At 75.3% G+C, this 21,450-nt stretch carries 24 protein-coding genes; 12 read left to right on the top strand and 12 right to left on the bottom strand.

Features of this window, described 5'->3' with window-relative positions:
• Window positions 1–125 precede the first annotated feature (125 nt).
• Both AB0N04_RS17105 and AB0N04_RS17100 read left to right on the top strand, forming a co-directional pair.
• Window positions 126–2,408, top strand: a complete 2,283-nt coding sequence (locus AB0N04_RS17105; protein WP_363364637.1) for a transglycosylase domain-containing protein — start codon at window positions 126–128, stop codon at window positions 2,406–2,408.
• Window positions 2,409–2,524: 116 nt separating this feature from the next.
• A complete protein-coding gene (locus AB0N04_RS17100; RefSeq protein WP_360220264.1) occupies window positions 2,525–2,821 on the top strand; it encodes a hypothetical protein in 297 nt (98 codons plus the stop codon).
• 108 nt (window positions 2,822–2,929) lie between these two features.
• Here AB0N04_RS17100 and AB0N04_RS17095 read toward each other — a convergent pair whose 3' ends face one another.
• Both AB0N04_RS17095 and AB0N04_RS17090 read right to left on the bottom strand, forming a co-directional pair.
• Window positions 2,930–3,526 carry a hypothetical protein gene (locus AB0N04_RS17095; protein ID WP_360220266.1) on the bottom strand — a complete coding sequence of 199 codons (597 nt, stop codon included), beginning with the start codon at window positions 3,524–3,526 and terminating at the stop codon, window positions 2,930–2,932.
• 19 nt (window positions 3,527–3,545) lie between these two features.
• Window positions 3,546–4,094, bottom strand: a complete 549-nt coding sequence (locus tag AB0N04_RS17090; RefSeq protein WP_363364634.1) for an alpha/beta fold hydrolase — start codon at window positions 4,092–4,094, stop codon at window positions 3,546–3,548.
• A gap of 260 nt (window positions 4,095–4,354) precedes the next feature.
• On the opposite strand from AB0N04_RS17090, the gene AB0N04_RS17085 reads away from it, so the two are divergent.
• The 6 genes from AB0N04_RS17085 (at window position 4,355) to AB0N04_RS17060 (ending at window position 7,496) form a co-directional block, all read left to right on the top strand.
• Window positions 4,355–4,921 carry a DJ-1/PfpI family protein gene (locus tag AB0N04_RS17085; protein WP_360220272.1) on the top strand — a complete coding sequence of 189 codons (567 nt, stop codon included), beginning with the start codon at window positions 4,355–4,357 and terminating at the stop codon, window positions 4,919–4,921.
• Window positions 4,922–5,085: 164 nt separating this feature from the next.
• Window positions 5,086–5,625: a gamma carbonic anhydrase family protein gene (locus AB0N04_RS17080; RefSeq protein ID WP_360213635.1), complete on the top strand. Its 540-nt coding sequence runs from the start codon at window positions 5,086–5,088 to the stop codon at window positions 5,623–5,625.
• Window positions 5,626–5,670: 45 nt separating this feature from the next.
• The gene (locus AB0N04_RS17075) at window positions 5,671–5,907 is read left to right on the top strand and encodes a DUF2277 domain-containing protein (protein ID WP_360213637.1); all 237 of its coding nucleotides are present in this window, start codon (window positions 5,671–5,673) and stop codon (window positions 5,905–5,907) included.
• A 55-nt stretch (window positions 5,908–5,962) separates the two neighbouring features.
• Window positions 5,963–6,199, top strand: a complete 237-nt coding sequence (locus tag AB0N04_RS17070; protein ID WP_360213639.1) for a DUF6296 family protein — start codon at window positions 5,963–5,965, stop codon at window positions 6,197–6,199.
• Window positions 6,200–6,278: 79 nt separating this feature from the next.
• Window positions 6,279–6,563, top strand: a complete 285-nt coding sequence (locus AB0N04_RS17065; protein WP_360213641.1) for a DUF427 domain-containing protein — start codon at window positions 6,279–6,281, stop codon at window positions 6,561–6,563.
• Window positions 6,564–6,599: 36 nt separating this feature from the next.
• On the top strand, window positions 6,600–7,496 hold the full coding sequence (locus tag AB0N04_RS17060; RefSeq protein ID WP_360213643.1) for a hypothetical protein: 897 nt from the start codon (window positions 6,600–6,602) through the stop codon (window positions 7,494–7,496).
• Window positions 7,497–7,634: 138 nt separating this feature from the next.
• On the opposite strand, the gene AB0N04_RS17055 is transcribed toward AB0N04_RS17060, so the two are convergent.
• The 5 genes from AB0N04_RS17055 to AB0N04_RS17035 form a co-directional block, all read right to left on the bottom strand.
• A complete protein-coding gene (locus tag AB0N04_RS17055; protein WP_360213645.1) occupies window positions 7,635–7,973 on the bottom strand; it encodes a hypothetical protein in 339 nt (112 codons plus the stop codon).
• Window positions 7,974–8,072: 99 nt separating this feature from the next.
• Window positions 8,073–8,237: a hypothetical protein gene (locus AB0N04_RS17050; protein ID WP_360213647.1), complete on the bottom strand. Its 165-nt coding sequence runs from the start codon at window positions 8,235–8,237 to the stop codon at window positions 8,073–8,075.
• Between the two features lie 226 nt (window positions 8,238–8,463).
• Window positions 8,464–9,648, bottom strand: coding sequence for a cytochrome P450 (locus tag AB0N04_RS17045; RefSeq protein WP_360213773.1), 1,185 nt, complete (start codon window positions 9,646–9,648; stop codon window positions 8,464–8,466).
• A 137-nt stretch (window positions 9,649–9,785) separates the two neighbouring features.
• Window positions 9,786–10,046, bottom strand: coding sequence for a ferredoxin (locus tag AB0N04_RS17040; protein ID WP_360213649.1), 261 nt, complete (start codon window positions 10,044–10,046; stop codon window positions 9,786–9,788).
• Window positions 10,047–10,241: 195 nt separating this feature from the next.
• Window positions 10,242–11,783 carry an ATP-dependent DNA ligase gene (locus AB0N04_RS17035; protein ID WP_360213651.1) on the bottom strand — a complete coding sequence of 514 codons (1,542 nt, stop codon included), beginning with the start codon at window positions 11,781–11,783 and terminating at the stop codon, window positions 10,242–10,244.
• Between the two features lie 234 nt (window positions 11,784–12,017).
• On the opposite strand from AB0N04_RS17035, the gene AB0N04_RS17030 reads away from it, so the two are divergent.
• From AB0N04_RS17030 to AB0N04_RS17020, 3 genes are all read left to right on the top strand, one after another.
• On the top strand, window positions 12,018–12,485 hold the full coding sequence (locus AB0N04_RS17030; protein ID WP_360213653.1) for a GNAT family N-acetyltransferase: 468 nt from the start codon (window positions 12,018–12,020) through the stop codon (window positions 12,483–12,485).
• A gap of 394 nt (window positions 12,486–12,879) precedes the next feature.
• A complete protein-coding gene (locus AB0N04_RS17025) occupies window positions 12,880–13,701 on the top strand; it encodes a CAP domain-containing protein (RefSeq protein ID WP_360213655.1) in 822 nt (273 codons plus the stop codon).
• A 145-nt stretch (window positions 13,702–13,846) separates the two neighbouring features.
• A complete protein-coding gene (locus tag AB0N04_RS17020; RefSeq protein WP_360213657.1) occupies window positions 13,847–15,415 on the top strand; it encodes a sigma-70 family RNA polymerase sigma factor in 1,569 nt (522 codons plus the stop codon).
• A 123-nt stretch (window positions 15,416–15,538) separates the two neighbouring features.
• On the opposite strand, the gene AB0N04_RS17015 is transcribed toward AB0N04_RS17020, so the two are convergent.
• On the bottom strand, window positions 15,539–15,760 hold the full coding sequence (locus AB0N04_RS17015; RefSeq protein ID WP_360213659.1) for a hypothetical protein: 222 nt from the start codon (window positions 15,758–15,760) through the stop codon (window positions 15,539–15,541).
• Between the two features lie 213 nt (window positions 15,761–15,973).
• Between AB0N04_RS17015 and AB0N04_RS17010 the strand changes: the two genes are divergently transcribed.
• Entirely contained in the window at window positions 15,974–17,074 is a 1,101-nt protein-coding gene (locus tag AB0N04_RS17010; RefSeq protein WP_360213661.1) for a chemotaxis protein, read from the top strand.
• A 129-nt stretch (window positions 17,075–17,203) separates the two neighbouring features.
• On the opposite strand, the gene AB0N04_RS17005 is transcribed toward AB0N04_RS17010, so the two are convergent.
• From AB0N04_RS17005 to AB0N04_RS16990, 4 genes are all read right to left on the bottom strand, one after another.
• Window positions 17,204–17,635: a nuclear transport factor 2 family protein gene (locus AB0N04_RS17005; protein WP_360213663.1), complete on the bottom strand. Its 432-nt coding sequence runs from the start codon at window positions 17,633–17,635 to the stop codon at window positions 17,204–17,206.
• Between the two features lie 122 nt (window positions 17,636–17,757).
• Window positions 17,758–18,639, bottom strand: coding sequence for a hypothetical protein (locus AB0N04_RS17000; RefSeq protein WP_360213665.1), 882 nt, complete (start codon window positions 18,637–18,639; stop codon window positions 17,758–17,760).
• A complete protein-coding gene (locus AB0N04_RS16995) occupies window positions 18,626–19,150 on the bottom strand; it encodes a SigE family RNA polymerase sigma factor (RefSeq protein WP_360213667.1) in 525 nt (174 codons plus the stop codon). The genes AB0N04_RS17000 and AB0N04_RS16995 overlap by 14 nt, the downstream gene beginning before the upstream one ends.
• A gap of 411 nt (window positions 19,151–19,561) precedes the next feature.
• Window positions 19,562–21,019, bottom strand: a complete 1,458-nt coding sequence (locus AB0N04_RS16990; RefSeq protein ID WP_360213775.1) for a M1 family metallopeptidase — start codon at window positions 21,017–21,019, stop codon at window positions 19,562–19,564.
• Window positions 21,020–21,450 lie beyond the last annotated feature (431 nt).

Below are 21,450 nucleotides of genomic sequence, written 5' to 3'. Positions count from 1 at the left end.
GGCCCTTGCCCCGGCGCGACCGCCCGTGCGACCGACTGGAATGAGCCGAATCTGTGGCGGATTTGTGACAAAGGTTGGCCAACACCCCGCCCTCGCAGGCGATTCGCGGCCGTAGTGTTCCAGCTATGTCACGGAAGAGTCGCATACCTGCCCCGGACGCGGGCGACACCTGGGTGCCGCGCCCCCGGCGCCGTGTGACCCCCCTCGGATTCCTGGGCCACACGGTCACCTTCCTCGGCAGCTGCACCCTCGGCGGGGTGCTGCTGGCCGGCCTGGTCCTCCCCGCGGCCGGCGCGGTCGGGCTGGGCGCGAAGAGCGGCGCCGAGAGCTTCGAGAGCATCCCCGACGACTTCAAGACCCCTCCGCTGACCCAGGCGACGCAGATCTACGACGCCAAGGGCGGCCTGATCGCCAAGGTCTACGAGCGCGACCGCACGGTCATCCCGGCCGAGCAGATGTCGCCGCTGATCCGTCAGGCACAGGTGGACATCGAGGACGCCCGGTTCTACGAGCACGGCGCCGTCGACCTCAAGGGCATCCTGCGGGCGGTCACCAAGAACGCCGAGAGCGGCGCGGCCGTGCAGGGCGCGTCGACGCTGACCCAGCAGTACGTGAAGAACGTGAACGTGGAGAAGGCGGGCGACGACCCGGTCGCGGTCCTGGAGGCGCAGCGCAAGACCCTGGGCCGCAAGATCCAGGAACTCCGGTACGCCATCAAGCTGGAGGAGGACCTGACCAAGGAGCAGATCCTCACCAACTACCTCAACATCACCTTCTACGGCCACCAGGCGTACGGCATCGAGGCCGCCTCCCAGCGGTACTTCAGCAAGGACGCCAAGGACCTCACCCTCCCCGAGGCGGCCATGCTCGCCGGGCTGGTGCAGAACCCCTCCCAGTACGACCCGAAGCTGCACCCGGTGGCCGCCCAGAAGCGCCGCGACACCGTCCTCGACAAGATGGTCGAGAACAAGCACATCACCGCGGACCAGGCCAGGGAGGCGAAGGCCGCCCCGCTCGGCCTGAAGTACAAGGACCCGCAGAACGGCTGCATCACCGCCAAGGCCGGCATGGGCTTCTTCTGCGACTACGTGCGCCACGTCGTCAAGCAGGACCCGGTGTTCGGCAAGAACGCCGCCGACCGCAAGAAGCTCTGGGACCAGGGCGGCCTGAACATCTACACCACGCTGGACCCGGAGAAGCAGGCCGCCGCCCAGAACGCCGTCTCCCAGCAGGTGTACGTCACCGACCCGGTGTCGGCGGCGATCACGATGGTCGAGCCCGGCACCGGAAAGATCCTGGCGATGGCCCAGACCCGCCCCTACGGCCTCGCGAAGGAGAAGAACGAGACCGTCGTCAACTACAACGTGGACGCGGCGATGGGCGGCGGCATCGGCTTCCAGCCCGGCTCCAACTTCAAGCCGATCGTGGCCGCCGCCGCCCTGGAGGCCGGCCTGTCGCCCACCCAGCGGTACGACTCCCCGAACCGCATGGACTGGCCGACGATGAAGACCTGCGACGGCACCTGGAAGAACCTCAGCAAGGGCAAGAAGGAGGGCAGCATCCCCAACGAGAGCGCGCGCGAGGTCGGCCCGTACGAGCTCAAGGAGGCGATGGCGCTCTCGGTCAACACCTACTTCGTGCAGATGGAGCAGGAGATCGGCCTCTGCGCCGTCAAGCAGATGGCCAACAAGCTGGGCGTGGCGGGGAAGGCGAGCGGCGACCCGCTGCAGGAGGTGCCCGCCCTCGGCCTCGGCACGCAGGAGGTGAGCCCGCTGGTGATGGCCGATGTGTACGCCACCTTCGCCGCCCGCGGCAGCTACTGCGCGCCGCTGGCGATCAACCGGATCACCACCGTGGACGGCAAGGACGTTCCGGTCAGCCCGGCCAAGTGCTCCGACGTGATGTCGCAGAGCACCGCCGACGTGATCAACAGCGTGCTGCTCGGCGTGACGGAGAAGGGCACCGCCAAGGACCTCGGCCTGGAGGACGGCCGCCAGATCGCCGGCAAGACCGGGACCACGGACGAGAAGAAGTCCGCCTGGTTCACCGGCTACACCGGCAACCTGGCCGCCTCGGTCTGGCTGGGCAGCCCGGGCACCAAGGTGCCGATGAAGAACATCCGGATCGGCGGCCACTACCAGCAGGAGGTGTTCGGGGCGACCGGCCCCGGCCCGATCTGGCAGCAGGCGATGGAGGAGGCCGTCCGGACCATGCCGGAGAAGGACTTCCCGACCGTGTACATCCCGGACCCGCCCAAGCGCGACCCGGCCTGCAGCACGCCCAGCGGGTCCGCCACCCCGACCTGCACGTCCGGCGGGAAGCCGCGCTCCACCAACAGCCCGGTGGGCCGGGCGGGGTCGGCCACCCCGACGGCGCCGGCCGCCCCGCAGGACCCGGAGGACCACTGAACGACGGCGGCCGGTGATCGCCGCCGGCCGGTGGACCGAGGCGATGCGAACCCCGCGGCCCCGCATGAGTACCCGTACTCATGCGGGGCCGCGGTCCGACGGCGCACGATGGCGCCATGCCGCACAGCATCCTCGGAGTCCCCGCCGTGTTCTGGCCCTCGATCGGCTACCTGGCCGGGTGCCTGCCGATCGGGCTGGCCGCGGCCCGGGAACTGCGCACGGGCCGGAGCGCGACCGGCACGGCCGGCCGGTGGGCGGCCGCGGTCTGGACGATGCCCGGCTTCCCGCCGGCACTGGTCCTCAACCCGCTGCCGGACGGCACCGCGGGCCGCTTCCTCTCCGCCACCGCCGCCGGTGCGGCGGGAAACGCGGTGCTGCTGGTCCTGTTCTCACACGCCGCCGGACTGCGCTGAGGCGTCGTCCGGGCCTGGCCGGGGGACCGGGCCTGACGGACCGGACCGGGCCTGACGGACCGGACCGGCTCGACGGACTGCGCCGCGCCGCCGGAGGCGCCCCGGCGCCTACCGAGCCTCGACCGGCTCGCCGCTGTCCTGGTCCAGGTTGAAGACGCGCCGGTACGAGTCGGTGACCACGGTGATCTGGTCCCGCCCCGTCCAGCTGGCCTCCACCAGCCGGGCCTCGTCCGGGGCCCGGCCGATCTCGAGCAGCGACCAGCGCCGGGCCGACCAGCCCTCGCCGGACTCCAGCAGCACCTGCCAGCTGTCGCCCGTCCGCGCCGTGGCCGCGTAGGAGCGGTGCACCACGACCAGGGCCCGTTCGGGCCGCGCCGGGGCGGTCTCCCGGCTGCGGGTCTCGGCCGCCGCGACCTTGTGCGCGGCCAGTACGCCGAGCAGGAACACCACCCCGGCGGTCACCGTCACGGTCCGGGTGGCCGTGCGCAGGGCGGTGCGGCGGTCGCCCAGCCAGGCGGCGGCGATCAGTGCGGCCAGGGCCGCGCCGAGTAACAGCTCGGGCCGGTTCAGCAGGTCGGCGACGAGCATCAGCCCGCCCGACCGGCTCTCCCACTGCCCCTCGGTGTACAGCAGCACGGCGGCCACCCCGCCCGCCACCAGCAGCCTGACCAGGATCCGCCGGGCCTTCGGTGTCCGTTTCCTCATCGTCCCCCCGTCCGAGGTGTCACAGCTGCGCGAGCAGTTCGCGGCCCTCCGGCCGGTCACCCAGCCCCGATTCCGAGTTGAGGTGCCCGAACGCGCCCGGCTCGACGTACCGGGCACCCCACGCCCGCGCGAACTGCCGGGCCCGCTCGGGGGCGGCCCACGGGTCGTCGGAGCTGGCCACGACCACGCTCGGGAACGGGATCGGCGCCAGCGCCACCGGGCGGAAGCCCACCAGCTCCGGGACGTCCGCGGTGTCGATGTCGGCCGGAGCCACCAGCAGCGCCCCCCGCACGGCGGAGGTCCGTGCGGCCGGCGCGGTGGCCGCCCAGCGGGCCACCGCGATGCAGCCGAGGCTGTGGGCCACCAGCACCACCGCCCCGTCGGCGGCGGCCCCGGCCACCGCCGCGTCCACCCGGGCCACCCAGTCCTGCGGGTCGGGCCGGTCCCAGTCCGCCTGTACGACCCGCCGGAAGGACTCCGGCTCGGCGGCCTCCCAACGGCTCTGCCAGTGCTCCGGCCCGGAGTTCTGGTAGCCCGGCAGGACGAGGTAGGTGGTGCGGTCCGGCATGGGCTCCCCCGGGAGGCGGTCGGTCGGTGGCGGGCAGCAGGAGTCTAGGCCGCGCCCGGCCGTCCGCCGCAGCGGGGCGGTGACCCGGCGCACACGACCCATGCCCGGCGTGCCCCGCCGCTCACGCGCCGCAGCACGCCCGGTGCGCCCTGTTGCCAACGGAGGTGCCGGTGCGGGAGTTTGGACCGGCGCCACGGTGGGTGGGGACATCCGAGGGGCGTGCCAGGTCGGTCGTTCGATCATGTGGAGGGATGTCGGCGATGACATCGAAGATCCTGCTCGTCACCGGGGACGCCGCCGAGTCGCTGGAGGTGTTCTACCCGTACCAGCGGCTGCGCGAGGAGGGCTACCAGGTCGACATCGCCGCCCCGACGAAGAAGCGCCTGCAGTTCGTCGTCCACGACTTCGTCGAGGGCTACGACACCTACACCGAGAAGCCCGGCTACACCTGGCCCGCCGACCTCGCCCTCGCCGACGTCGACCCGGCCGACTACGTGGCCCTGGTCATCCCCGGCGGCCGCGCCCCCGAGTACCTGCGCAACGACCCAGACCTGCAGCGGATCGTCCGGCACTTCTTCGAGGGGGACAAGCCGGTCGCGCAGATCTGCCACGGCCCGCTGATCACCGCGGCCGCCGGGGTGCTGTCCGGCCGCCGCAGCGCCGCCTACCCGGCGCTGGAGCCGGACGTGAAGGCGGCCGGCGCCGAGTACGTCGACGGTGAGGCGGTCGTCGACGGCGTGGTCGTCTCGGCGCGTGCCTGGCCCGACCACCCGGCCTGGCTGCGGGCCTTCGTCGAGGTGCTGCGCACCAAGGCGCCGCTGGCCTGACCCGCGCCCGGCCGCCGCGCCTCCGGAACCGACCGGGGCGCGGCGGCCGGGCGCGGGTGGTCGTGGCGGGGGCGGTCGCGACGGGGGCCCGTGCGGCGGCGCCGGTGCGTACCCCTACGCTGACCGCCGACAGGAACCGCCGACCGCCACCAGGAGGACGCGCCATGGCAGAGCCGTTGATCGCCGCAGTCGGGGGCCGGGTGCCCGCCGTCGACCCGGGCGCCTTCGTCGCGCCGAACGCGGTCGTGGTGGGGGACGTGACGATCGGCGCGGGCGCCGGCGTCTGGTACGGCGCGGTGCTGCGCGGCGACGCGGAGTCCATCACCGTGGGCCGGGACAGCAACATCCAGGACAACTGCACCCTGCACGCCGATCCCGGGTTCCCGCTGGTGGTCGGCGAGCGGATCTCGGTCGGCCACAACGCGGTGCTGCACGGTTGCCTGGTCGAGGACGACGCCCTGGTCGGGATGAACGCCACCGTGCTCAACGGCGCCCGGATCGGCGCCGGGTCGCTGGTCGCGGCCGGTGCGGTGGTGCCGCAGGGCATGCAGGTGCCGCCGGGCTGCCTGGTCGCGGGCGTGCCGGCCAGGGTCCGCCGGGAGCTGACCGAGGACGAGCGGGCCGGCATCAAGTCCAACGGCCTGGGCTACCTGTTGCTGGCCGAGGCCCACCGGGAGATCGAGCCCCGGGGCGCCGGGGGCTGACGGCCGGGGCTCGCCAGTCCGGCGTCCACGCGCGAGACTGGGGTCATGTGCCGCAACATCAAGACGCTGCGACCGCCGGTGACGCCCGACGCCGACGAGGCCGACTTCCGGGCCGCCGCGCTGCAGTACGTCCGCAAGGTGTCCGGGTTCCGCGCCCCGGCGGCGCACAACCGCGAGGCCTTCGACCGGGCGGTGGACGCCGTCGCCGAGGCCACCGCCAGGCTGCTCGCCGAACTCGAGGTCCGGGGCGCACCCGCCCGGGCCGCCGAGGCCACCGCGTAGGACAGGCCCCAGCCGGGCGAGCGGCGGGCCGGCCCGCCGGGACCAGGAGATGGCGATGAACCCACCCGACCGTTACGCGCTGACCTTCCCCGGGACCCCGGGCACCCAGGCCCCGCAGGACGTCGTCGTGGTCACCCGCACCAGCGGGAAGGGCCCCGGCGGACACCCCGTGTACGAGGACGCCAGCGGCATCGTCCGCGCGGAGATCAGCGACGCCGGGGAGGTCCGGATGCTCGCCAGCGGCGGCCACCAGACGCCGCACCTGCCGGTGCACGCACAGCCGCTGCCCTGACGCGTCGACGCGGAGGTCCGCCGGCCGGATTTCGCCGAACCGCCCGGCGCGCGGTGGTGCCCGGGGCAGAATCGCCCCCATGACCACAGCGCGCTGGCAGGGCACCGTCGTCGCCGAGAGCGACCGGACGATCGTCGTCGAGGGCAACCACTACTTCCCGGCCGATTCGGTCCGGGGCGAGTTCCTGCGCCCGTCCGACACCACCACCGTGTGCGGCTGGAAGGGCACGGCCGGCTACTACACGCTGGAGGTGGACGGCCTGACCAACCCCGACGCGGCCTGGTTCTACGCGGATCCGAAGCCGGAGGCCGAGCAGGTGCGCGACCGGGTGGCCTTCTGGCGAGGGGTGGAGATCAGCGAGTAGCGCGTACCGGTGGGGCGGAGGGGGTACCCGACCCCCATGGCACTCTTCCGAAAGAACGGACGTTCGGAGCCCGAGCCGGCCGCCGCTCCCGCCGTCCCGGGGCCGGACGCCGTTCCCGAGGGCGCCCTGGCGGGCGAGCTCGCCGAACTGGTCGAGGGCGCCGAGCGGCCCCTCGGGGACTGGCAGGTCGCCGAGTACCGGGCCGAGCGCGGCCGCGCCCGTGCCCTGCTGGCCAGGACGGCGCGCCGGCTCGGGAGCGGCGGCAGGGCGGCGGCCAAGGGCGCAACGCTGGGCGGCCGGGCGCTCACCGAGCAGCTGGTGCAGACGGCGCCCCGGCTCCCGGTACGCGACCTCGCCACCCTGCGGGCCCAGCACCCCGATGCGGCCCACCCCGAGGCGCTCGCCGACCTGCTGGTGAGCGGTGCGGTCCGGGCCTCCAGCGCGCTCGGGGCGGGCGTGGGCGCGATGGCGATGCTGCCGGTGCCGCCCGCGATGGCGCTGGAGATCGCGGCCGAGACGCTCGCGGTGGCGGCCGTGGAGATCAAGCTGATCGCGGAGCTGCACGAGGTCTACGGCGCCCGGGCGCCGGGTTCCGGGGCGCAGCGCGCCGGGGCCTACCTGGGGGCCTGGGCCAACCGGCGGGGCGTGGACGCCGGGGTGCTGGCCCGGCCGGCCGGCTTCGCCGCCCTGGCGGTCGGTGCGGAGGTCCGCCAGCAGGTCAGCCGCCGGCTGACCCGCAGCTCGTTGCGCCGGCTGCCGTCGGTGACCCCGCTGCTGGTGGGGGCCGGGATCGGCGCCACCATGAACCGGCGCGACACCCGCCGACTGGCCGACGAGGTCCGCGCGGACCTGCGCGCGCGCCGCCCGGTGGAGCGCGGCTACTGGGCCGCCGCGGCGCCGGTGGTCAAGGGCGAGGCGGTCGACGGGGGCTGACGGCCACGGCGTCGACGGCTCGGACGGACGGGGCCGGCGGGGCCGGTGAGGCGGGAGCCGGGGGAGCGGCGGGCCCCGGGGCGGAGGCCGGCCCACGCCCGGGCCGGAGAGGGGGCGTGGGCCGGAGAGGGGCCGGGCTCAGGTCCCCGGTGGTCCGGGGGCGCCCGCGCCGCGGCCGGCCTTGACGGCGTTGACCATGGCCTGGTGGATCGCCCGGGCGGTGATCTCGTCGGCGGCCGCCACCGGGCTTCCCGCCACCGTGTACCAGTCCAGTGCGCCGGTGTACTGCACGGTCAGCCGGGCCTCGCCGTCCACCCAGGTGGTGTGCACGGTGAGGTCGCCGGAGATCGGGCCGACCTCGGCGGTGGTGACCCCGCCGGGCCCGCTGATGATCGACTGGGTGGTCCAGGTCGCCCACGTGGTGTGCGGGTCGACGGGCGGTCGGGTCTGCCCGCTGGTTTGATCGTGTTCGGTCATGCGCTTATCCTCCCCCGCCGGTGGGTCGCCGCCGGGGCAGCGACACCTGCGGTCACGAAGGCCGCCCGGTCCCGCCGGGCGGCCGCTGCTCACGGATGTTCAGCCGTCCACGCCCCACTCGTCCGGAGTGGGCTCGCCCTCCGCCTGGGAGGTCTCCTGCGCGTGCAGGTTCTGCATCGAGGTGACGCCCTCCTCGGGATCCGCGGCGCGGACGTCCTCGTCGCGGTCGGTGCTCACCTCGAACCGTTCGCTCATGTCGGTCATCGCGGGCTCCGTCCGATCGGCCGGCCCGGGCGCGCCTGACCGCAGGCGTGACCCGGTCGGGTCTGTCCCTCCCCTCCAGCGTGCCTCCACCCCGCCGCCGGGGCCAGCCGGGTGACCGGTCCGCGGCCGGGCGGGGGCGCCGTCCGGTCGGACTCGGCGGCCCGGCGGAGCGCCGACCGTCCGTGCAGTGCCCGTCCGTGCGGTGCCCCGCCGTCCGCCGCGAGCGTCACCAGGTGACGGGCAGCGACCGCATCCCGTAGATGAGCGCCTCGGAGCGGAACTCCAGCTCCTCCCGCGGGGCCGACAGCCGCAGGCCGGGCAGCCGGCGGAAGAGCGTGGCCAGGGCGATCTGGAGCTCCGCGCGGGCCAGCGGCTGTCCGAGGCACTGGTGCACGCCGAAGCCGAAGGCCATGTGCCGCCTGGCGTCCCGGTCCAGGTCGAGCTCGTGGACCGGTCGTCGGTCGGCGCCGCCGAAGAGCTCCTCGTCCTGGTTGGCGGTGGAGAGCAGCGCGATCACGCCCTCCCCGGCCCGGATCAGGGTGCCGCCGAGCTCGACGTCCTCCAGCGCCACCCGGGGCAGTCCGCTGTCCACGATGGTGAGGTGGCGCAGCAGCTCCTCCACCGCGCCGGGCAGTGCGGCGGGATCGGCGAGCCGGGGGATCTGGTCGGGCTGTTCGAGCAGCAGGGCGGTGGAGAGCGCGATCATGTTCGCGGTCGTCTCGTGCCCCGCGATCAGCAGCAGCAGGCCGGTGGCGGCGACCTCGCGCGGGGTGAGGTCGTCCCGGACGGCGAGCCGGCTGAGGATGTCCTCGCCCGGCTCCTCCCGCTTGCGGGAGGTGAGGTCGCCGAGGTAGTCCAGCAGCTCGTCCTGGGCGGCGGAGACCTCCTCGACCGTGCTGTGCTTGCTGAGCAGCGTCCGGCTGAGGCCCTGGAAGCGGTCCCGGTCCTGGTACGGGACGCCCAGCAGCAGGCAGATCACCAGCGAGGGGACAGGCAGGGCGAAGTCGGCGACGAGGTCGGCCCCGTCCCTGCCCCCGGTCATCCGGTCGAGCGCCTCGTCGACGATCCGCTGGATGTCGGGGCGCATCGCCTCGACCCGCTTGACCAGGAAGTCGCCGGTGACCATCCGGCGCTGCCGGGCGTGCTCGGGGTCGTCGAGCCGCAGGAAGCTGGGGGGACTGGCGAGGATCAGCTCCCGGCGGCCGGCCACCAGCATCGGGAAGGCCGGGTGGCGGATGTCCGCGCTGAACCGGCGGTCGGACAGCACGGTGCGGACCTCGGCGTAGCCGGTGGCGAGCCAGCAGGACTCGCCGCCCGGCAGGTCGGCGCGGGTGACGGCCGCGGTCGCGGCGGCCTCGGTGTAGGCGGGCGGCGGGCTGAACGGGCAGCCGGTGTCGCGCGGGGCCGGCATCGGCACGGCCCGGGTGGTGGGTGTGCTCGTCAAGGTGGGGTCTCCTTGCGTCGCGTGTCCTCGGTGGGGGAATCGGTGTCGGGAGTGATGTCGTGGTCCGGCGGCGGTCCTGGGCGCCGGCGGGCCGGCGCCCGCGGTCAGCCCGCGTCCGCGGCCGGCTGCGGCTCGGACTCCGCCGCGTGGTCGGACCCGGTCCCCGGCGCGGGCTCGACGACGCTGATCGCGCCGCCGGGGCAGAGCTGGGCTGCGAGTCTCAGCACCGCGAACTGCTCGGGCCGGAACTCGGTCTGACGGAGCCTCACCAGGCTGTCCCGGTCGTCCTGGTCGAAGATCTCGGGGGCGTTCATGACGCACATGCCGGAGCTGCAGCAGCGGTCCCGGTCGACGCTCACCTGCATGGGTGGGCACCTCTCGCCAGGGCGGCGCCGGGCGTCCGGCGGCCGCCTCTCGTTGTCATTGCCAACCTAACCGCCAGTCCTGCGTCCACGGAGGGTGCGGTGCCGGGATCGTCCAGATTGGCCGATTCGGTACGGGTTCGGAACTCGACCGCGGTACCGGAGGTTTGAATTGACGTTACTCCGTCAACGTACGGTTCACAGCCCCTCGGCGGCCGCGATTTCCCGGACGGCGGCGAGGGTGTCGGCCTCGGCCGCGGTCTTGTCCGGCCGGTAGCGCACCACCCGGGCGAACCGCAGCGCCAGCCCGGCCGGGTAGCGGGGGCTGCGCTGGACGCCGTCGAAGGCGATCTCCACGACCAGTTCCGGTCGGACCCGAACCGTCCAGTCGTCCCGGTCCGTCTCGCGGGCCAGGAGTTCGGCGGTCTGCCAGGCGAGCACCTCGTCGGTGAGCCCCTTGAAGGTCTTGCCGAGCATCACCCAGGGGGCGGCCCCGGGTTCGTCCGCCGCCCGGGCGCCCAGGTGCAGGTTGCTGAGGAACCCGCGCCGCCGCCCGCTGCCCCACTCGGCGGCCAGCACCACCAGGTCCAGGGTGTGCCGGGGCTTCACCTTGATCCATCCTGCCCCGCGGCGTCCGGCGGCGTAGCCGGCCGCCTGGTCCTTGACCAGCACGCCCTCGTGGCCGAGCGCCAGGGTGTCGCGGAAGAACGCCAGGGCCCGCTCGGTGTCGCCGGTCTCCGTCCTGGCCACCCGCAGGCCGTCCGGGACCGCCTCGGCGAGCGCCGCCCAGCGCTCCCGGCCCGGTCGGTCCACCAGGTCCTCGCCGTCCCGGTGCAGCAGGTCGAAGAAGTAGGCGTGGAGCGGGACCTCGGCCCGCAGCCGGTCCGGATCCCGGCGGGACGCGGTGCGCGCGGCGGTCTCCTGGAACGGGCGCGGCCGTCCGTCGGGCCCGAGCGCGATCGCCTCGCCGTCCAGCACCGCGGAGCGCAGCGGCAGGGCGAGCGCGGCCTCGACCACCTCGGGGACGCGCGCGGTGATGTCGTCCAGGCCGCGGGTGAACACCGCGACCTCCCCGCCGTCCCGGTGCACCTGGATCCGGACGCCGTCCAGCTTCCACTCCAGGGCGGCCGGCCCGGTGCGCTCCAGGGCCGAGACCACGTCCGGCGCGGAGGCGGCGAGCATCGGCCGCACGGCCCGGCCGACCTCCAGCCGGAACGCCGCCAGCGCGGGCACCCCGCCGCTCAGCGCGGCCTCGGCCACCGCGCGGGCCGAGCCGCGGAACATCAGCGCCCGCCGCACCTCCGCCGCCGGCACCCCGGCGGCCAGTGCGACGGCGTTGCCGACCACCGCGTCCAGCGCGCCCTGGCGCAGGTCGCCGACCAACACCGCGCGCAGGAACGCCTGCTCGACCTCCGTCGCCCGCGCGAAGAGCCCGGTGAGCAGCCGCCGCCGCTCGGCCTGCGCGCCCGTCCCGTGCACCGCGGCGATCCGCTCCAGCTCCCGTTCGGTCTCCCGCACGCCGAGGGAGGCCCCGGCGGCGGGCGGCGGCAGGTCGCGCAGGCCGGCCGGGCCGATCCCGGTGCGCAGCCGCTGCGACTCGCCCGAGAGCAGGGCCACCGCCGACGGGGCCTCGGCCGGGCCCAGCTCGCGCAGGCAGTCCGCGAGCAGCGTGGTCTTGGCCCGCCGTCCGGGTTCGGCCGCCACGGCGCGGGAGGTGAGGGCCAGGTGCCGCAGCCGCATGAGGCGCTCCTCGGGTGGTCCCGGTGCGGCCGCCGACGGATCCGGGCGGCCTGGTCCAGGATCGGCGACCGCGGCGGGCCCCGCACGGTGGCGCGCATCCGGTACACCGCCGGAGTGGAGTACGCGGACGGTCGGTCCTGTCCGCGGCGGAGATCGGCGCGGGGCCGACGGGCCGTCATGCTGGCGCCACACGCGGCCCGGCGATCCCGGGCCCGCCCGACCGAGGAGACCGAGTTGACCACCACCACCCGCTGGACCGTCGGCGCGCCGGAAGCCGCCGACTACCCCGCCTGGCGCGAACTCTTCCGCGGCTACTGCGCGTTCTACCGGGTGCCGATGCCGGAGCAGAAGGCCGAACTGGTCTGGTCCTGGCTCACCGACCCGGAGCACGAGCTGTGGGGCCTGCTGGTCCGCGACGCCGGGGGGACACCGGTCGGCCTGGCCCACTACCGCCCGTTCTCGCGCCCCCTGCACGGCGCCGTCGGCGGTTTCCTGGACGACCTGTTCGTCGCCCCCGGGGTGCGCGGCGGCGGTGCGGTGGACGAGCTGCTGGCGCGCCTGCGGGAGATCGCCGCCGAGCGCGGCTGGACCACCGTCCGCTGGATCACCGCGGACGACAACCACCGGGCCCGCAGCAAGTACGACCAGGTGGCCACCCGGACGATGTTCGTCACCTACGACATGGCCCCCGACCAGCCCTGATCCGCCGGCCCCACCGGCCGCCGGTCCACCGCGGCGGCGTGTCACCGCGGCGGCGTGTCACCGGGCGCCCGCGCCGCCGCGGACCGCGGCGGGACCGGGCCCGTGACGACTCCGCCGGACATTCGTTCGGACTTTCTGTTATCCGCGCGCCGCCGGAGGGTCTCCCAGGTGTCGGCACCCGACGGCCGACCCGGACAGAAAGCGTGGCCACGTGAACAGCGACGACAGGACGACCATCCTCCCGGCGAACGGCGCCGAGGGGGGCGTGCGGGGCGGAGCGCCCGGACGCTCCGCCCGCCGGGCCGCCCAGCGGCACGCGGAACACCACGGAGGCCGGAGCCGAAGGGGCCGGAGGCGCGGCCCGCTCGGACCGGTCACCGCGGTCGTCGCCGCGGTGGCAGGCACCGGGCTGCTCGCCGCCCTCGCCGGGGCCGGCTACGCGGCGTACGGCGGCAAGCAGACCGACCGCGACCAGGCGGGCCAGGAGGCGGTGGCGGCCGCGCTGATCGCCGCGGAGGCCGGCACGCACGACGGCATCCAGGTGCCGGGCGCCGGGGGAGCCGACTTCGGCGCGTCCGGGGCCCCGGTCAACATGTCCGCCACCGAGCCGGCGCCGACCCCGACCGGCTCCACCGCCCCGGCCTCCCCGACCGCGACCGCCACGCCCTCGCCCACCGCCACCGCGACCGCCACCACGAGCCCGACCGCCACCACGAAGCCGAGCCCGACCGCCACCGCCAAGTCCACCGGCACCCCGACCGGCACGCCGCGCAGCGGCGGGTCCGCCGCCGCGAGCACCGCCGCGCCCGCTCCGGTGGGCGGCGGCGCCTCCCCCTCGTACGCCCAGCAGGTCGTCGACCTGGTCAACGCCGAACGCGCCAAGGCCGGTTGCGGCCCGGTCACCGCCGAGTCCCGGCTGGCCAGCGCCGCCCAGTCGCACAGCGACGACATGGCGAACCGCAACTACTTCGACCACGCCAGCCCCGAGGGGTACCACGCCGACCACCGGATCGAGGCGGTCGGCTACCGCTGGAGCACCTGGGGCGAGAACATCGCCCGCGGCCAGCAGGACCCGGCCGCGGTGATGGACGCCTGGATGAACAGCCCGGGCCACCGCGCGAACATCCTGAACTGCGCGTTCAAGCAGCTCGGGGTGGGCGTGCGGACCGGGTCCGGCGGTCCGTGGTGGACCCAGGTCTTCGCCGCCCCGGCCTGATCGGCCCCCTTGGTCCAGCCTCCGGTCCAGCCCATTGGTCCAGGCCGATTTTCCGATTCCGCGAACATTGTTGTTATCTGATCACTCCCCACGGGTCTCCGAGGAGGCATCGGCGGACGGAACACGGCAAGACGGAGTGCGGACCATGAACGCTGACGTGCAGAACAGGACCGGGACCACCCTGGTACGCGCGGCCCAGGCGGGCGACCGGCAGGCGCAGGAGGCGCTGGTCGCCGCCTGGCTGCCGCTCGTCTACAACGTGGCCGGCCGCGCCCTCGGCGGCCACGCCGACGTCGACGACGTCGCCCAGGAGACGATGATCCGCGCCCTGGACGGCCTCGACGGGCTGCGCGACCCGGACTGCTTCCGGTCCTGGTTGGTCGCCATCACCATGAACCAGGTCCGCCGGCGCCACGCCGCCGGGCAGCAGCAGCCCACCGTCGGCGGCCTCGACGAGACCTGGGAGGTCCCGGACCCGCGGGCCGACTTCACCGACCTCACCATCCTGCGCCTCGGCCTCTCCGGCCAGCGCCGGGAGGTCGCCGAGGCCACCCGCTGGCTCGACCCCGACGACCGCGAACTGCTCTCCCTCTGGTGGCTGGAGGCCAGCGGCGAGCTCACCCGCGCCGAGCTCGCCGAATCCCTCGACCTGAGCCCGCAGCACACCGCCGTCCGGGTCCAGCGGATGAAGAAGCAGCTCGAAGCCGGCCGGGTCGTCGTCCGGGCCCTCGGCGCCTACCCCCGATGCCCCGAACTCGCCGAGGTCACCGTCGGGTTCGACGGCACCCCGAACTCCGTGTGGCGCAAGCGCATCGCCCGCCACATCCGCAGCTGCGTCACCTGCGACCGGCTCGGCCGCGACCTCTTCCCCGCCGAAGGACTGCTGGCCGGCCTCGCCCTCGTCCCGATCCCGTTCGACTCGCCCGCACTGCTGCACTTCCAGCACACCGCCGCCACCGTCGCCGGCGCCCAGGGCTCCGCCGCCGGCCACGGCGCCGCGGGCGCCCACGGCGGCTGGGCCGGGACGGCCGCCCGCAAGGCCGTCCTGGCGAGCGGGGCGGTCGCGGTGGTGGCCGTCACCACCCTCGCCCTGGTCTGGTCGCGCCCCGCCGAGACCCCGGTCGAGGCGGCTCCCGAGCCCACCACCCCGGCCGCCGCCCTCGACACCCCGGTGGTGGACACCCCGACGGCCACCGCCACCCCGGTCGCCGCCCCGGTCACCCTCGCCGCCACCCCGGCGCCCGCGCCGACGCCCACCGACACTCCCGCCGGCACGCCCACGCCCAGCGCGACGCCCACCGCCACCCGGTCGGTCGCGGCCCCGCCGCCCAGCCCGGAGCGGCAGCTCGTCGACCTGGTCAACGCCGAGCGCGCCAAGGTCGGCTGCGCCCCGCTGCGGATCGACACCCGGCTGCACGCCGCCGCCCAGAAGCACGCCGAGGACATGGTCGCGCGCGGGTTCTTCGACCACGTCAACCCCGACGGGGTCCGCACCGACGCCAGGATCACCGCGGCCGGCTACCGCTGGTCCCAGTGGGGCGAGAACCTCGACCGGGGGCCGACCGCGCCCGCCGTGGTGTTCACGCGCTGGATGGACGGCGGCATCCACCAGTCCAACATGCTGGACTGCGGCTTCAAGGACGTCGGCGTCGGCGTGGCCACCGGCCCGGCCGGCGGCTACTGGACCCAGGACCTGGGCGCGCCGCTGAGCTGACGCCCCGACCGGCCGGGCCGGGGCGGGCCCGGTCGGGCCCGCCGTGGTCGGAAAGCCCCTGGCCGGAGTCGCTGTGGTCGGAGGGGTCGCGGCCGGAGGGGGCCGGGGCGGCGGGCGGCCTCGCTAGGCGGGGGTGACCCCGACCAGGCCGTCCGCGGACCCGGTCACGAACCCGGTGGCCTCGCCGACGACGCCCCCGGCGTCCCCGACCTGCCCGGGCAGCGCGTCGGGCGCGCTCGTCGACGGCCCGGGCGTACCGTCCTGCCCCCCGACGGCGCTGGCGTGCGCGCTCGGCGCGGTCAGCGAGGCGACGAAGCCCACGGCGAGCGAGGCAACGGCAAGCATGCTGCGCTTCTTCATGGCAGGCCCAACGAGAATGGGCCGCCCGGGTTACGGGTCGGGGCCGACGCCGGGCGACCTTTCCGGTGGCGGGAGGTATGGGAGGGCGGTGGGATGGGGAGGGGTCGGGAATGATTCCGGCAAATCGGTCGATTCGCCGTGTGTCGGAGTCGCCGCCAGGACCTGTCAGGACCTCCACCGCGACACGAAGGGCAACCGATGCACGCAGCCGAGCTCTCCCCGGCCGTCCTCGCCGAGCTGCGCCGCCCCCGGCGCTACCCGGCCGTCTCCGTCCTGCTGCCCACCCACCGCAGCGAGCCCGAAAACAGCCAGGACCCGGTCCGTCTGCGCAACCTCGTCGCCGAGGCGAAGAACCGGTTGCACGCCGACGAGGCCGTCAGCCGGGCCGACCGGCTGGACGTCGTCGAACAGCTGGACCGCGCGCTCACCGAGGTCGACCTCGTGCACGCCGAGGACGGCCTGGTGATCTTCGCGGCGCCCGGCGAGTACCAGGTGTGGTCCCTGCCGCGCCCGGTGCCGGCCCGGGTCGTGGTGTCGGACACCTTCCTGACCCGCAACCTGGTCGCCGCCCACGCCGGGGGTGCGCCCTTCTGGGTGCTGACCGTGGCCGCCGACCGCGCCGCCCTGTTCGGGGGGAGCGGGACGACCCTGGTCGAGCACACCGGGGGAGGCTTCCCCGTCGACCACGTCCGGCCCGACTGGGACGTCGAGCGCCAGGAACGGATCGGGGACGTGCCGAGCACCTTCCGCGACGAGGAGACCCGCCGCTTCCTGCGCTCGGCCGACACCGCGCTGGCCGCCGTGCTGGAGGCGGACAACCGGCCGCTCTTCGTGCTCGGCGAGGCGGCGGCGCTCTCGCTGCTCGACGAGGTCGGCGGCGCCGCCAAGCGGGCCGCCGCCCAGGTCTCCCGCGGCGGCCTCGGCCACGCCTCCGCCGCCGCGGTGGCGGAGGCCGTCCGGGCCGCCGTCGCCGAGCAGGGCCGCAGGGCGGTGACCGAGCTGCAGGAGCGCTTGGACCAGGCCCAGGGCGTGAAGGGCCTGGCCGCCGGCATGGACGAGGTCTGGCAGTCCGTCAGCGAGGGCCGGGCCGCCGTGGTCGCGGTCGAGGAGGACTACTGGGAGCCCGTCCGGGTGACGGACAACCACCTCGTCCCGGCGCCCGCCGGTGAGCCCGACGTCCGCGAGGACATGGTCGACGAGATCGTCGAGCGTGCTCTCGACACCGGGGCCAAGGTGCAGTTCGTCCCCACCGGCGACCTCGCGTCCCGCGGCCGCATCGCCGCCGTCCTACGGTACTGACCCTCCCGGCACCGACCCGCCCGGCCTCCGGCCACCACCGTCGGCCGGCGCCGACGCGGCCCCGTGGTGCGGGCCCCGACACGTCGGGGCCCGCACGGCTGTGTCACACCGGCGGCCCGGCCAGCCCGGTCAGCCCGGGTAGAACGTCCGCCCGGCGGCACCGGAGGAGACGGACCACACCTCGGTTATCAGCCCGTCGGTGATCCGCAGGGTGTCCGTACCGCTCCTGGCCACCACCGCGCCGTCCGCGTCGACGAAACTCGCCCGGTACGGCCGGGCCACCAGGCCGGAGACCGTGCCGCCGGCCGGTTCGAGGTCGACCACCGCGACGCCCTCGGCCTCGAAGCGCAGCCCCGGACCGCGCATGGCACGCCACTGAGCGATCACCTCGGCCAGCCGCTCCGGCGTCCGCACCTCGTCGAACACCTCCGTCCCCGCCTGCGCGTACCGCAGCGTGAACTCGGGTGCCATGATCTCCGCGGCGAGCCGCAGCTCGCCGTTCCACAGCGCCGTCCACCGGTCGTAGACACCGGCTCCGACCCCCCGCAGCTCCGCACCCATGAGAAGACCCCCGTTCGTTCTCCGATTGTGTTCAGGACGCTAGCAGGGCCCACTGACAATCCGTCCCCGGCGGGCGCCGGCCGGTCCCGGCAGGGACCGTGAAGCCCCGGCGGGCGGCCGGGTCAGCCGAGGGGGGTGGGGGTTCCCCGCGACGGGGTCGCCCCCCCGACGGCCTGGATCGAGTCCAGCACCGGCTGGACCAACCCCACGGTGGCGTCGGACGGCTGCCGCAGGCACACCGTCAGCTCGATGAGCGCTGCCCGCGCGCCCGGCCGGGTGATGAGCTTGTGGCCGACGAACTCCCGGTTGCCGCCCCGCACCAGGCACGGCTTCTCCGGCGCCTGCTCGCGGGCGGTGGCCGGCTCGGCGGCGACCTTCCCGACCAGGCCCGGGTCGTCCACCTTCAGGAAGGACAGCACGGCCCCGTCGACCGGGAGCAGCTTCGGCAGCCGGCACGCGTCGGACTCCGTCGTCGGGCAGGGTGTCGGGGGGCCGGACTGCGCGGTGGCCTGCGGCGACTGGCCCGGCGGATCGGTCAGCAGGACGCCGCCCTCCGGGTCGTCGGCGTCGGAGGCCTGGGAGAACCAGCCCTGCGGGACGCGGGCGACGACGTTCCACTCCCGCAGGCCGATGGTGATCCCGACGAGCTCGTCCGGGACGGTCGGGCCGTCGGAGGGCGTGGCCGAGGCGGGTGCCGACACCGGCCCGGCAGGCCGCAGCGCCGCCCCCCGGTCCGGTGCGGGAGCGATCGCCGGCGCGGCCACCAGCGCCGCGACGAGCAGCCCTCCGGTCAGCCCGGCCGCGAGCGCGGCGGCCCGCCGCCTGCGCCGGACCCGGGCGGCCCGGGCCCGGATCCGCTCCATCCGGTCCGCCGGGTCGTCCAGCGCCGGTACGGCCCGCTGGAGCAGGATCCGCAGTTCCTCCTCCGCGGCCCCGTCGCGGTCGCCCCAGTCGTCCTCGCCGCCCGCGCGGCCGTACGCGTCGAGCGGGTCAGTACCGGTCACGAGGTCCCCCGGTGAGCAGCAGTTCCCGGCTGGGCAGCCGGCCGCGCAGCACGGACAGCGCCCGGTGCGTCTGACTCTTGACCGTGCCGGTGCTGCAGCGGAGCACCTCGGCGGTCTCCTCCACGCTGAGGTCCTCGAAGTAGCGCAGCACCACGACCGCCCGCTGACGCGGCGGCAGCGCCCGGACGGCCTGGGCGACCACCTGCTCGACCACGACCTCCTCGTACGGGTCCCCGCCCGTCGGGACGGGCTCCGGCAGCTCGCCGTGCGGCAGCTCGCCGGTCCAGCGCCGGCGCCACCACGAGACGTGGCAGTTGACCAGCACCTTGCGGGTGTAGGCCTCGGGCCGGTCGATGGCGACCCGGTCCCACTTGGGCCAGACCCGGGCGAACGCGGTCTGCAGCAGGTCCTCGGCCTGGTGCGGGTCGCCGGTCAGCAACCAGGCCACCCGGAGCAGCTTCGGGCCGCAGGCGGCGACGAACTCCTCGAAGTCCGGATTCGCATCGCTCATCGTGCCGTCCCCGCCATGGTGTCCGCGCCGTTCCCGTCGGTCGTGGCGGCCCGGCGGGCCGCGGTCGTGGTGTGCATCTCACGGCTGCTGAACGCGATGGGCGGCGCTTTCGGTTGCCCGTCGGCGCGGAGAATTTTCCGGCGGTCCGGACCGGCCCGCGGTACACGGCCCGGAACGGTGGCGCGCGGCGCCCGGAACCGTGCGTGCGCGGCGCCCGGTCCGATGACGGGGACGACGACCGGTCCTGGTCCGGGGAGCTGGACGGCCCGCGAGCCGGCCGGGACTCGGCCGGGCGGCGGGCGGGCCGTGCCACCACGATGGCCCGCCCCGCCCGGGGGACCAAGGGCGCGCACCGGGCGCCCGGGGGCACGTCGCGGCGCGACCGGGAGCGAGGGCGTGCGGGGGAGGGCGTCAGAGCGTCCCCGAGCCCTGCGGCACCCTGCCGGGGAGCCCGTGGGCGGCGGACGGCGCCTGGCCCACCGGGGCGACGGTCCAGTCGGGGTGACCGGGCATCGGCGGGGTGCGCCGCCCGTACAGCCAGTCGGTGAGGAAGCCGGTGAGGTCCTGCCCGGAGACCTCGGAGGCGGTCCGCAGGTAGTCGCGGGTGGAGGCGGTGGCGTGGCGGTGCTCGCGCAGGAAGGTGCGCTCGATCCGGTCGAAGGTCTCCGCGCCGACCCGCTCGCGCAGCGCGAACAGGACCAGGGCGCCGCCGGTGTAGCGCTGGCTGTCGAAGAGGTCGTCGGCGCCGGGTGCGGCGACCGGGCCGGAGTCGTGGCGCCACTGGTCGCCGAGGCCGTAGACCTCGCGCATCCGGTCGACCAGGGTGGTGTGGCCCGAGGCGTCGGGCCAGCCGCGCTCGTAGCGGTACGTCAGCGCGTAGAAGTCGGCGTGCCCCTCGTTGAGCCAGAGGTCCGCCCAGGTGGCCGGGGAGACGCTGTCGCCGTACCAGGAGTGCACCAGCTCGTGCATCATGTGCGAGCCGATCGCGGACTCCGGCCGGCGCAGGAAGTCCGGCTTGTAGAGGGTGAGCGTCTGGGTCTCCAGACCGGTGAAGCCGAAGGCGGCCGGGTCGTCGGTGTCGGCGGGCAGCAGTCCGTAGCTCTCGAACGGGAACGCCCCGAGGTGCCGCTCGGCCCAGGCGAGCTGGTCGGCGGTGAGCGCGAGGGCCGGTTCGAGCTCCGCGGCGCGGGCGGTCGGGACGACGTCGCGCAGCGGCAGGCCGCCCGGGCCGGGGCGTTCGCGCACCGTGTAGTCGCCGACCGAGACCTGGAGGAGTTCGGTGGCCATCGGCTCGCGGGAGACGTACCGGCGGGTGGTCCGGCCGTCGCCGAGCCGTTCGGTCTCCGTCAACTCCCCGTTGGCGACGCCCAGCAGGGGGTCGGGTGCGGTGACGGCGACGGTGAAGCGGGCCTTGTCGCTCGGGTGGTCGTTGCACGGGAAGACGGTGTGCGCGCCGTCCGGCTGGCCGGCCACCGCGAAGCCGTTCGCGGTGGGGACCCAGCCGCTGTGCGGGCGCCGGGCGTGCGGGTCGGCGGAGTACTCCACCGCGACCTGCACGGCCGTGCCGGGGTGCAGCGGCCGCGGCGGAGCGACCGTCAGCTTGGCGTCGCGGACGGTGAACCGGGCCGGGCGCCCGTCGACCCGGACGGCGCGCACCGTCAGGCCGAGCGCGTCCAGCCGCAGGCTCCGCAGGGTGCGGGACGGTCGGGCGGTGATCACCGCGGTGGCGTCCACGGTGCGGGTGTCGGCCCGGTAGTCGAACGAGAGGTCGTAGGCGAGCGCGTCGTAGCCGGTGTTGCCCAGGGAGGGGAAGACCGGATCGCCCAGGCCGTCCGCCGCGGTGGCCGTCGGGACGCTGGCGGAGAGCAGCGACGCACTGAACGCGAGCGCCACGAGGAGACCGGCGCGGGGCCTGGGCAGGGTGATCACCGTACTTCCGGGTGCTGGTGCCGGGAGACCTGGCAGCGGGGCCGGGCGCGGGGATCCGCCGGCGCGGTCGAGGCGTCGTGCGGTGGGGTGGTCGTGCGGCCCCCCGCCCCCGGGCCGCGGTGCGTGTGCGACGCACCGGGCACAGACCCTAGTGGACCGGGGGCGCCGTGCGGGCGGCTTTCCCGGAGGGCCGACGACACGCGGTCGTCCCCCGGACGGCCCACCGTGCTGGCGGCCCCGTCGCGGGCCGGATAGCGTTCGAAGTGCTTCGTCCCCTGACGGACGGGGCCACGGCCGTCGGAGAACCTGGCCAGGTCCGGCGGCCGTTCCTCGTGCCCGCGTGCAGCCCGTAGGCTGGCGAGCGAGACGCC

Source organism: Kitasatospora sp. NPDC051702, assembly GCF_040681575.1.
GTDB lineage: Bacteria > Actinomycetota > Actinomycetes > Streptomycetales > Streptomycetaceae > Kitasatospora.
Note: the sequence above shows the minus strand (reverse complement) of the source record. Positions and strands in the feature narration are given on the sequence as shown.